The following is an 11,093-nucleotide window of genomic DNA, read 5'->3' as shown; positions in this document are numbered from 1 at the left end:
TGTCCATGGATCCCGGCCTGCGCCGGGATGACGAACACCAGGTCGTAGCGAACCGCCTACGCCGCCCGACGCTGCGTCATCATCAGCCAGGCGCGCGCTTGGCGCTGCGCTTCGGCGATCTCGCGGGCCGTCATGTCCTCGGCCACGTCGGCGCGGGCATCCACCGCGTCCTCAAGGCCCGCCACGGCGGCGAGATTGAACCATTTGTGCGCCTCGATCAGATCGATCCCCGCCCCCGCGGTCCCGGTCTGATAGCACACGCCGAGGTCGAACAGCGCCTCGGGCCGGCCGCGCATCGCGTCGGCGATGCGGCTTTCTAAAAGAAACTGCGCACTCTTGAGACTGTTAGCCATGGATCGCCCCTATTTTTCATGGGGCCACCATGGCGCGCCGACCGCTACGAAATGGTTAACGCGAAAAACACCATGTCCGTCAGGGCGTTTCCTCGACCGCCACGTTGTCGATCAGCCGCGTCGTCCCCATCCGCGCCGCTGCGAGCAGCCGCCGCGGCCGGTCCGCCGCCGGCGATTCGGCCAGGGTTTCGGCATCGGCCAGCGCGACATAATCGACCTCGAACCCCGCCGCGACCAGCGCGCCGCGCGCCTCGGCCAGCGCGCCTTCGGGATCGTCGCCGCGCGCGATGCTGCGCGCCGCGACGCCCAGCGCGCGCGGCAGCGCGACCGCCTTCGCCCGCTGTTCCTCGTCGAGGTAGATGTTGCGCGACGACAGCGCGAGGCCGTCATCGTCGCGCTGCGTCGGCACGCCGACGATCTCGATGGCCATGTCGAGGTCCGCGACGAAGCGGCGGATCACAGCGAGCTGCTGGAAATCCTTCTCGCCGAAATAGGCGATGTCGGCGCGCGTCTGGTTGAACAGCTTGGTCACGACCGTCGCGACGCCATCGAAATGCCCCGGCCGCGCCGCGCCGTCCAGCCCGTCGCTGACGCCGGTGACGCTGACGTTCGTCGCAAAGCCTTCGGGGTACATCACCTCGACCGGCGGTGCCCACAGCAGGTTGCAGCCATGGTCGGCAAGCAGGCGCGCGTCCGCCGCCTCGCGCCGGGGATAGCGGGCAAGGTCTTCGTTCGGGCCGAATTGCTTGGGGTTGACGAAGATCGATGCGATCACCTTCGTGCCCGGGCGCCGCGCCGCCTCGATCAGCGCCATATGGCCAGCGTGCAGCGCGCCCATCGTCGGGACCAGCGCGATGGTCGCCCCTTCGGCGCGGAATGCGGCGACCGCGTCGCGCAAGCCGGCCAGGTCTCGAACTGTTTGCACCGTTTACCCCCTCGAACAATGAGCGCGCGGCTTCTATGAAGAGGGCAGCAACCGGGCAACCCGGAAGATCGCATTAAGGAACGAGCCGTGCCCGCAGGGCCACATGTCCCCTCCCCCCACGTCATCGTCTTCGCCAATGAAAAGGGCGGCACCGGCAAGTCGACGACGGCGGTCCACGTTGCCATCGCGCTCGCTGCGAAGGGCGCGAAGGTCGCCTGTTTCGACCTCGATCACCGCCAGCGCACCGTCGGCCGCTACCTCGACAATCGCGCCGCGACGATGCAGCGCAAGGGCAGCGCGCTGCCCATGCCCGTCCACGACACGCACGACGGCACGAACGAGGACGTCTTCGAGGAAAAGTGGCATCGCCTGTCCGAAGGCGCCGACTTCCTGATCGTCGACACCCCCGGTCGCGACGATTATTTCGCGCGCACCGCGGCGGCGCTGTCGAACACGCTCGTCACGCCGATGAACGACAGCTTCGTCGATTTCGACCTGATCGGCCAGGTCGATCCCGAGACGTTCAACGTCACCAAGCCCAGCTTCTATTCGGAACTGATCTGGGACGCGCGCAAGCAGCGCGCCCGTGCCGATGGGACGCAGATCGACTGGGTCGTGCTGCGCAACCGCCTGCAGCATATCGAGGCGCGCAACATGCGCCGCGTATCGGATGCGCTGACCCAGCTGTCGAAGCGCGTCGGCTTCCGCATCATTCCGGGTCTGGGCGAACGCGTGATCTATCGCGAGCTGTTCCCGACCGGCCTCACCATGATCGACGCCAAGGAATTCGGCGCGATGGGCCTGGGCCATGTCGCCTCGCGGCAGGAATTGCGCGAGATGATGGCGGCGCTGCAATTGCCCGAACCCACCCAGCCCTCCGACTCTCAGCCGTCCGAGTCCCAGGCCGCCGAGCCGACCCCCGATATCGCCGCATGAAATGGCTGATCGTCATCGGGTTGATCTGGCTCGCATGGCACTATCTGGGCCGAAAGCCGAAGCGCCCCGCGGTCAGCCCGCAGCAGCGCGCGCGCCGCATCCTGGGCGTTGCGGCAGAGGCGGACGAGGCGGCAATCCGCGCCGCGCATCGCCGCCTGCTCGCCGAATTCCATCCCGATCGCGGCGGATCGGAATCGGCGACGCGTGAAATCAACGCGGCGCGTGACTTGCTGATCGAGGGCCTGCGCCGCCCCGCATGAGCCATGTCCTCTCGCCCGCGATCCTGCGGGAATATGACATTCGCGGCACCGTGGGGCGCAACCTCGCCCCCGCCGACGCGACCGCGATCGGCCGCAGCTTCGCCACGCGCATCCGCGCCGCGGGCGGCACGCGCGTCGCCGTAGGGCGCGACGGGCGCCTGTCCTCGCCCGACCTCGAAACCGCGCTGGTCGCCGGCCTCGTGGCAGGTGGCGTCGACGTCGTCCGCATCGGCCTCGGCCCCACGCCGATGCTGTATTTCGCCGAGGCGACGCTGGGCGTCGACGCCGGCATCCATGTGACGGGCAGCCACAATCCGCGCGACGACAATGGCTTCAAGATGGTGCTGGGCCACCGCTCCTTCTACGGCGCCGATGTGGTCGATCTCGCCCGCCTCGCCGCCACCGGCGCGTGGAGCGAGGGCACCGGCAGCGTCACCCACCACGACGTCCTTCCCGCTTATGTCGCACGCCTGCTCGCGGGCTATGCCGGCGGTGCGTTCCGCATCGGCTGGGATTGCGGCAACGGCGCCGCCGGTCCCGCGGTGGAGCGGCTCGTCGCGCAGCTGCCCGGCGAGCATCATCTGCTCCACACCATCGTCGACGGCCGCTTCCCGAACCATCACCCCGACCCGACCGAGGAAGCCAATCTCGCCGACCTCAAGGCGCTGGTGTTGGAACGCGGTCTCGACTTCGGCATCGCCTTCGATGGCGACGGCGACCGGATCGGCGCGGTCGACGGCAAGGGCCGCGTGCTGTGGGGCGACCAGCTGCTCGGCCTGCTGATCGAGCCCGTCCTTGCCGCCTGTCCCGGCGCCACCGTGGTCGCCGACGTCAAATCCTCGGCCTACGTCTTCGATCGTATCGCGGAACTCGGCGGCACCGCGGTGATGGGCGCGACCGGCCACAGCCCGATGAAGGAAGCGATGCTCGCCCATGCCGCGCCGATCGCGGGCGAATTGTCGGGCCACATCTTCTTCGGGCACGACTGGTACGGGTTCGATGACGCGCTGTACGCCGCGGTGCAGCTAATCGGCGCGGTCCATCGCGCGGGCCAGTCGCTCACCGCCTTGCGCGACGCGATGCCGCCGTTCGTCAGCACGCCAGACCTGCGCTTCGTCATCGATCCGGCGCGCAAGGCCGGGGTGATCGATGCGGTGCGTGCGCGGGTCGAGGCGACCGGCACGCCCGTCGTCGCGATCGACGGCGTCCGCGTCACGACGCCTGCAGGCTGGTGGCTGCTGCGCGCCTCGAACACGCAGGACATGCTGACGCTGCGCGCCGAAGCCCGCTCCCAGGCGGCGCTCGGCGCCTTGCTTGCAGAGGTCGATGCGCACCTGACGGCCTGCGGAATCGCCCGCGATTGACAGACATGCCGTGCCCGATAGGGTCGTTGTCATGTCTGGGTCCTACAGTGCCGAACGCGCCGTCGACAGCTTCCGCTCGAGTACCAATCGCTGGCTACTCGGCAGCTTCACCGGGTGGCTGACGATCCTCAGCTGCGCGATCGGCGTCGGCCTCGTCATCATCGCGGTCCGCTGGTTGCAGAACATGTCCGCCGCCTATGAAATCACCGACCAGCGACTGATCGTGAAGCGGGGCCTGATCATGAAATCGATCGACGAAATCGAGCTGTACCGGATCAAGGACGTGCGAGTCGATTTCTCGGTCATCAACCAGATCGCGGATATCGGCACGATCACCATCACCTCGTCGGACCGCACGACGCAGAATATGCAGTTCGTCCTGCGCGACATCCCCGCCGCCCGCGAACGCCGCGAAGGCATCCGCAAACTCGTCGACCGCGCCCGGCGGCAGCGCGGGGTGCGCGAGCTGGACATCGACGAAGACGACTATCGCTGATCTGCAACGGAGTGGGTTGTCACCGGCCGCCCCGCCCACACCGTCACCCCGGACTTGGTCCGGGGTCCACTCCGCGGCGAGGGGGGTGGCTTGAGCCTCTTGCCGTCCCCTTGCGGCCCGGTGGACCCCGGACCAAGTTCGGGGTGACGGGCGGAGAGACGAACCGTCGCGTGCATCCCCACCCACCTCACACCCTCGTCAACGCCAACAACAAAAGTCCTCCCCCGCCAGGGGGAGGTGGCGCGCCGAAGGCGTGACGGAAGGGGCGGACAGGAATGCCCTCTGCATAGCAAGCACCGCTCATAACCCCCCTCACCAAATGCTGGCGGAATCCGTCCACATCCCCCATCTACCCCAGCAATGCGTCCCCAGCCCCAGATCGTCCGCGTCATCGACCTCGAAACCACCGGCAGCGCGCCGCCTGCGCATGGCGTGTGCGAGATCGGCTGGCAGGACGTCGCGCTCGGCGCCGATGGCCGCTGGGAGCTACAGGGCGAGGGTGGGTCGATCCTGGTCAATCCGGGCCGCGCCATCCCGCCGATCACGCAGGCAATCCATCATATCCTCGACGAGGATGTCGCTGACGCGCCCTGGTGGCACGACGTCGCACGCCGCGTGCTCGATCCCTATCCGCGCCGCGTCGCGCTCGCCGCGCATCGGGCGGACTTCGAACAGCAATTCTGCACGCCCAGCCTGACCCACGGCCAGGAGTGGATCTGCACCTGGAAGTGCGCGCTGCGCCTGTGGCCGGACAGTCCCAGCTTCTCCAATCAGGTGCTGCGCTATTATCGCCGCCCCGAGGGGCTCGATCAGCAGCGCGGCCTGCCCGTCCATCGCGCCTTCCCCGACGCCTATGTCACCGCGCACCATTTGCGCGACCAGCTCAACGAAGCGGGCCTCGCGCAATGTCTCGATTGGTCGCGCACGCCGGGGTTGATCCCACGCGTCCGCTACGGCCCCCATCGCGGCAAGGCGTGGAGCGAGCTCGACCATGAAAGCCTGATGGCCTTCCTGACCGATCGCGATCCCGACATCCGCTTCACCGCCAATGCCGAAATGGATCGCCGCAGCGGTGGCGGCGCCGTCGGCCGGGCCAGCGCGCAGGACCTCTTGCTGTAGTATAATCTCACCCCTCTGGAATGGTTCGTAACGCTGGCGTAAGGCAGCGCCTGTGATCGCCACCATCCGCAACCGTTTCGTCGTCAGGGAAGGCCGCTTCGGCCGTGTGCTGATCGCCTTCATGGTGATGGGTTTCGCCGCGCTGATCGTGGCGGGCATCGCCGCCGGCCTCGCCACCGCGCGCGGCGAACAGCACACCGAAACGGTCGGCCATACCTATGAGGTGGAACTGGCGATCGGCACCGCGCGGCGCCTGATCGAACAGAGCGAAGCCTCGCGGCGCGGCTATCTGCTGACCAGCGACGTGCGCTATCGCGACGCCTACCGGGAATGGAGCGCGGCGCTGGCGCCTGCGCTCGCCCGGCTGGAATCGCTGACCCACGACAATCCGCGCCAGGTTACCAGCTTCACGCTGCTGCGACGCGAGGTCGCTGCCCTGCTCGACCAGCGCAGTCGCACGATCGCGCTGGTCGATGCCGGTCGCCGCGCGGACGCGGTGACCGCGTTCGAACAGGAAACCAGCATCCGGCGGCTGACGATGATCCGCACGCTGTTCGAACGGATGAGCGGCGAAGAACGCCGGTTGCTCGAGCTGCGCAACGCCGCGCAGCGCGCCAGCGTCCGCCTGTTCTACGGCATCCTTGCGACGGCCGCGGTGATTCTCGCGATCGTCGTGCTCGCCTCGCTGCTCACCGTGCTGCGCTACACGCGCGACCTTGCCGCCTCGCGCGATTCGCTGCGCTCGTTCAACGAGCGGCTCGAAGAGACGGTGACCGAACGCACTGCCGACCTCAGCCGGGCGAACGAGGAAATCCAGCGCTTCGCCTATATCGTCAGCCACGATCTGCGTTCGCCGCTGGTCAACGTGATGGGCTTCACCGCCGAACTCGCCGCGGTCATCTCGCCGCTCACCACATTGGTCGAGCAGGCGGAGGCGCAATGCCCCGACATCGTCACCGAGGATGCGCGGCTGGCGGTGCGCGAGGACCTGCCCGAAGCGATCGGCTTCATCCGCACCTCGACGCAGAAGATGGACCGGCTGATCAACGCCATCCTGAAGCTGTCGCGCGAAGGCCGCCGCGTCATCACGCCCGAAGCGATCGACCTCGCCGCCGTGGTCGACACGATCGAAGGGTCGATCCGCCACGTCCTCGACGATCGCGGCGTCACGCTCACCGTCATCCGCCCGATGCCGCGCGTGGTGACCGACCGCGTCGCGATCGAACAGATCCTGTCGAACCTGATCGAAAATGCGAGCAAATACCTCCAGCCCGGTCGCCCCGGCGCGATCAGCGTATCGGCGGAGCAGCGCCGCGATCGCGTGATCGTGTCGGTCGCCGACAATGGCCGCGGTATCGATGCCCGCGATCACCAGCGCATTTTCGATCTGTTCCGCCGATCGGGCCAGCAGGACCAGCCCGGCGAGGGGATCGGGCTGGCGCACGTGCGCGCGCTGGCCTATCGCCTCGGCGGCACGATCGACGTCGACAGCGCGCTGGGCGAAGGATCGACCTTCCGCCTCAACCTTCCCGCCACCTTTTCCAGTCAGGACATTGCGTCATGAACGCCCATCAATCCGTCGGCATCGTCATGATCGAGGATGACGAAGGCCACGCGCGCCTGATCGAAAAGAACATCCGTCGCGCCGGCATCAACAACGACATCAAGCATTTCACCGACGGCAACCAGGCGCTGCACTTCCTGTTCGAAGCGCCCGACGGCCCCGCCCGGAACGGCCCGGCGCTGGTGCTGCTCGACCTCAACCTGCCCGATATGAGCGGCACCGACATCCTCGCCCGTATCAAGGCAGAGGACAGCCCCCTGAAGCGCACCCCCGTCGTCGTGCTGACGACCACCGACGACAAGGTCGAGATCCAGCGCTGCTATGACCTGGGCTGCAACGTCTACATCACCAAGCCGGTGAATTACGAAAGCTTCGCGCAGGCGATCCGCCAGCTCGGCCTGTTCCTGTCGGTGATCCAGGTCCCCGAGGTCGAGGAACACTGATCCTGACCCAGGTTCCGCCCAGCGCGCCCGCCAGCGTCCTGTATATCGACGACGACGCCGGTCTGCGCCGACTCGCGGCGCGTACGCTCGAACGGCGCGGCTATAGCGTGACGGTCGCCGACAGTGGCGCGGAAGGCGTGATGCTGGCGGCGGGCCAGCCGTTCGATCTGGTCGCGGTCGACCATTACATGCCGGAAATGGACGGGCTGGAGACGCTCGAGCGGCTCAAGGCGCTCCCCGAGCCGCCGCCGGTGGTCTACGTCACCGGATCGGACGAAGGACGGATCGCGATCGCCGCGTTGAAGGCGGGCGCCGCGGACTATGTCGTCAAGACGGTGGGCGAGGACTTCTTCGACCTGCTCACCGCCAGCTTCGAACAGGTCCTGGAACGCAGCCGCCTGACGCGCGAAAAGGCGCGGGCCGAAGAGGATCTGCGCGCCAGCAACGCGCGGCTCGAAACCTTGCTGTCCGAGGTGAACCACCGCGTCGCCAATTCGCTGCAGCTCGTGTCGGCGATGGTGCGGTTGCAGGCGGGCGCGCTCAGCGACCCCGCCGCGCGCGCCGCGCTGGACGATACGCAGCGCCGCATCGGCGCGATCGCGCAGGTCCACCGCCGGCTGTATTCGGCGAACGACGTCGAAAGCGTCGACATGCACGATTACCTGAAGTCGCTGATCGACGAACTCAACGAAACGCTGTCGTGCGACGATGGCGCGAACACGCTGCACCTCGTCGCCGAATCGATCCGCCTGCCGACCGACAAGGCGGTGTCGCTGGGCGTGATCGTCACCGAACTCGTCACCAACGCGTGCAAATACGCCTATCCGGACGGCGTCGGCGGTGAGATCCGCGTGCTGCTGCGCCGCGACGGCGACGACATCTTCCTGCTCGCGGTCGAAGACGACGGCTGCGGCATGCCCGCCGAGGCGACGCCCAAGGGCACCGGCCTCGGCACCAAGCTGATCCGCGCCATGGCGCAAAGCCTGCATTCCGCCGTGGAATACGAACCCCGCACGCCGGGCGTCAGGGCGACGCTGCGCGCGGCGATGGCATAAGCGCGGCGCCTACCCGATCCACCACGTCACCCCGGATCACGTCCGGGGTGACGCTGAGTCAGAGGCGATAGTCCCGCCTCAATCCACCGCCTCGACGAACCGCCGCGTTCCCTCCAGCGCCGCCCCGAACACGACATGGCTCGCCAGCCCGTACGCATGTATCGCCGGCGGCGTCTCGGTGGCCGATGGTCCCCAGCCGAACGCGGGCACCGCCACGTCGTCCAGCAGCGTCGCGACGCCGACGCCGAACGCCGTGCCGAACCCCGCCGTCGTTTCCGGCCACACCCGCGCCGCCAGCGCATAGCCTGCGCCAAGCGCCGCGCCGGTCACGTAATGCACCAGCACCCCCGCGTTCTCGCGGCGCTTCTGCGTCACCGGCTCGCCCGTCACCGCCTCGCTGACGCTGTCCGCCGCCTTCACCGTCGCGGGATCGTCGTTGCTGCCGCCCATGTCGACCACCGCGGCGACGCCCTTCTGAAACAGGTCCATCGCCAGGCTGGCGACGATCCCCCCGGCGACGCCGGCGAGCAGGGTCTTGGGCAGGCTGTTGGCAAGTGACGACACACGCATTCTCCCGGTCATGTGCAGCGCCTAACGCCGCACACGAACGAGAGGTTCGTGGGCACGACGACATATCGCCGCCTATCCGCCCACCGTTCTCCTTGAGCCTGTCGAAGGGCGCGTCACCACACCCGCACCGCACGTGGATGGCCGTGCTTCGACAGGCCCAGCACGAACGGATCGATAGACGCGTCGCCTCTCAGGGCTTGCGGAACTTCATCACGAACTGGTCGGTCTTGCCCCGGATCGCCGGATCGAAGACGTTCTTCGTGTGATCGTCCGCGGGGTTGGCGAGCACGTTGCTCGACCCGACATAGCGGAAGCCCGTCGATTCGATCTGCTGGCGCACCACCGCGGGATCGATTCGGTGCCGCGTCGCGGTGCCCGACAGGCCTGTGCCCGGCGCATCGGCATGGTCGATGACGACATAGGTGCCGCCCTTTTTCAGCAGCTTGAACACCGCCGCGTCGAACGCGCGCAGCGCGGGTTCGCCAGCGCCGTTATTGGGAATGTCGTGATAGTTCTGCACCGTCCAGAACAGGTCGACGGGCTGCGGCACGGTCGGCAGGTTGGTCGGCTGCACCTCGGCGGTCACGTTGGCCAAGCCGCGCGCCTGCAAGCCGGGCAGCGTCTTCGCGGCATATTTCGCCCCCGCCGCCGGCCACAGCGCATAGACCTTGCCCTTCGGCCCGACGATGCCGGAAAAGATGCGCGTCCAATATCCGGCACCCGGCAGATAATCGATGACGACGTCGCCCGGCTTCACACCCGAAAAGGCGAGCACCGCCGCCGCCTGGCGCCGCGCATCGTCGCCCGACTGGTCGGCGCGCGCGGGATCGGCGAGCGCCCGGCCGATCGCGCTGCCGGCGGGCGCAGCCTTTTCCTGCGCCACGACGGCGGTGGTCATCGCGAGGCCTGCGATCATCGATACGATCAGCCGCATCTTTTGTACCCCTCAACCGGTTGGACGTGCATGAGATTGACGGACAGCAGCATGAGCGATCTGCGCGGCGCGATCCAGCGCGAAGTGCATCGGCTCGTCGGCTTCGACGACGGCACCGTCGATCTCACCCGCCCGCCCGGCGACGACGGCCTGTTCGGCCCCGCTTCCGCCGCCTGGGTGGTGCACGGCGACTTCACCGCGATGATGGCGGGCGGCGTCGCCGCGCTGCTGCTCCAGATGCTGCACCCCGGCGCGCTGGCGGGCGTATGGGACCATTCCAACTTCCGCGCCGACATGCTCGGCCGGCTGCGGCGCACCGCGCAATTCATCTCCGCGACGACCTATGGCTCGACCGAGACGGCGGAACGGATGATCGCCCGCGTCCGTCGCATCCACGATTCCGTCGCGGGCACGCTGCCCGACGGCACGCCGTATAGCGCGAACGATCCCGAACTACTCACCTTCGTCCATGTCGCCGAGGTCGCGAGCTTCCTCGCCGCGCACCGCCGCTACCGCGACCCGGACTATCCCGCGGCGGAGCAGGACCGCTATCTGACCGAATATGCCCGCGTCGCCGAAGCGCTCGGCGCCCGCGACGTCCCGCGCAGCCGCGCCGAGGTGGACGCGTATTTCGTCGCGATCCGCCCGCACCTGCGCGCCGACCACCGCACGCGCGAGGTTGCCCGCGCCCTGCTCGACCAGCCCGTCGCGGTGCCCGCGCTCGCCTCCGCGCAAAAGCTGTTGATGGCCGCGGGCATCGACCTGCTGCCGCGCTGGGCCGTGACGCTCCACGACCTCACGCCGCCACCCGGCCGCCGCCCGATGGTCCGCGCCGGCATGGCGGGCGTCGGGTCGGTATTACGCTGGGCGCTGCGCGATGGCTCGGCGAAGCGGGCCAGGAATCAGGCCTAACACAATCCGTTTCAGCTCGTTCGCCCTGAGCCTGTCGAAGGGCGGGGCGCAACGAGCAGCGCGCTTGCGAACAGCAGCGCTTCGACAGGCTCAGCGCGAACGGCCGTAGGGCGGTCGATCGACGCCTGCACCGAATCTGCACGGCCCGCACACCACCTGCGC

The 11,093-nt window shown here is 68.2% G+C and carries 13 protein-coding genes; 9 read left to right on the top strand and 4 right to left on the bottom strand.

Annotated elements, in window-relative coordinates:
- Positions 1 to 56 precede the first annotated feature (56 nt).
- Positions 57 to 353, bottom strand: coding sequence for an SEL1-like repeat protein (locus tag ACP7A3_RS06595; protein ID WP_018250550.1), 297 nt, complete (start codon positions 351 to 353; stop codon positions 57 to 59).
- Between the two features lie 79 nt (positions 354 to 432).
- Positions 433 to 1,278, bottom strand: a complete 846-nt coding sequence (panC, locus tag ACP7A3_RS06590) for a pantoate--beta-alanine ligase (RefSeq protein WP_426256504.1) — start codon at positions 1,276 to 1,278, stop codon at positions 433 to 435.
- A gap of 87 nt (positions 1,279 to 1,365) precedes the next feature.
- On the opposite strand from panC, the gene ACP7A3_RS06585 reads away from it, so the two are divergent.
- From ACP7A3_RS06585 to ACP7A3_RS06550, 8 genes are all read left to right on the top strand, one after another.
- Positions 1,366 to 2,214, top strand: a complete 849-nt coding sequence (locus ACP7A3_RS06585) for a division plane positioning ATPase MipZ (RefSeq protein ID WP_426256503.1) — start codon at positions 1,366 to 1,368, stop codon at positions 2,212 to 2,214.
- Positions 2,211 to 2,474, top strand: coding sequence for a J domain-containing protein (locus ACP7A3_RS06580; RefSeq protein WP_426256502.1), 264 nt, complete (start codon positions 2,211 to 2,213; stop codon positions 2,472 to 2,474). The genes ACP7A3_RS06585 and ACP7A3_RS06580 overlap by 4 nt, the downstream gene beginning before the upstream one ends.
- Entirely contained in the window at positions 2,471 to 3,838 is a 1,368-nt protein-coding gene (gene pgmG / locus ACP7A3_RS06575; protein WP_426256501.1) for a phosphoglucomutase/phosphomannomutase PgmG, read from the top strand. Before ACP7A3_RS06580 ends, pgmG begins: the two co-directional genes overlap by 4 nt.
- A gap of 31 nt (positions 3,839 to 3,869) precedes the next feature.
- Complete coding sequence (locus ACP7A3_RS06570) at positions 3,870 to 4,334, top strand: PH domain-containing protein (RefSeq protein ID WP_063687218.1); 465 nt, start codon at positions 3,870 to 3,872, stop codon at positions 4,332 to 4,334.
- Between the two features lie 360 nt (positions 4,335 to 4,694).
- Positions 4,695 to 5,453 carry an exonuclease domain-containing protein gene (locus ACP7A3_RS06565; RefSeq protein WP_116462869.1) on the top strand — a complete coding sequence of 253 codons (759 nt, stop codon included), beginning with the start codon at positions 4,695 to 4,697 and terminating at the stop codon, positions 5,451 to 5,453.
- 52 nt (positions 5,454 to 5,505) lie between these two features.
- Complete coding sequence (locus ACP7A3_RS06560; RefSeq protein WP_426256500.1) at positions 5,506 to 7,017, top strand: sensor histidine kinase; 1,512 nt, start codon at positions 5,506 to 5,508, stop codon at positions 7,015 to 7,017.
- A complete protein-coding gene (locus ACP7A3_RS06555) occupies positions 7,014 to 7,460 on the top strand; it encodes a response regulator (protein WP_017977314.1) in 447 nt (148 codons plus the stop codon). The genes ACP7A3_RS06560 and ACP7A3_RS06555 overlap by 4 nt, the downstream gene beginning before the upstream one ends.
- 2 nt (positions 7,461 to 7,462) lie before the next feature.
- Complete coding sequence (locus ACP7A3_RS06550; protein WP_294212016.1) at positions 7,463 to 8,515, top strand: sensor histidine kinase; 1,053 nt, start codon at positions 7,463 to 7,465, stop codon at positions 8,513 to 8,515.
- 78 nt (positions 8,516 to 8,593) lie between these two features.
- Here ACP7A3_RS06550 and ACP7A3_RS06545 read toward each other — a convergent pair whose 3' ends face one another.
- Together ACP7A3_RS06545 and ACP7A3_RS06540 are read right to left on the bottom strand one after the other, a co-directional pair.
- The gene (locus ACP7A3_RS06545; RefSeq protein WP_426256499.1) at positions 8,594 to 9,097 is read right to left on the bottom strand and encodes a DUF1440 domain-containing protein; all 504 of its coding nucleotides are present in this window, start codon (positions 9,095 to 9,097) and stop codon (positions 8,594 to 8,596) included.
- Between the two features lie 178 nt (positions 9,098 to 9,275).
- Positions 9,276 to 10,019, bottom strand: a complete 744-nt coding sequence (locus ACP7A3_RS06540) for a class I SAM-dependent methyltransferase (protein ID WP_426256498.1) — start codon at positions 10,017 to 10,019, stop codon at positions 9,276 to 9,278.
- A gap of 51 nt (positions 10,020 to 10,070) precedes the next feature.
- Between ACP7A3_RS06540 and ACP7A3_RS06535 the strand changes: the two genes are divergently transcribed.
- A complete protein-coding gene (locus ACP7A3_RS06535) occupies positions 10,071 to 10,931 on the top strand; it encodes an oxygenase MpaB family protein (protein WP_426256497.1) in 861 nt (286 codons plus the stop codon).
- The last annotated feature ends 162 nt before the right edge of the window (positions 10,932 to 11,093 follow it).

Source organism: Sphingomonas sp. DC5200-1 (genome assembly GCF_049897245.1).
Taxonomy (GTDB): domain Bacteria; phylum Pseudomonadota; class Alphaproteobacteria; order Sphingomonadales; family Sphingomonadaceae; genus Sphingomonas; species Sphingomonas aquatilis.
Note: the sequence above shows the minus strand (reverse complement) of the source record. Positions and strands in the feature narration are given on the sequence as shown.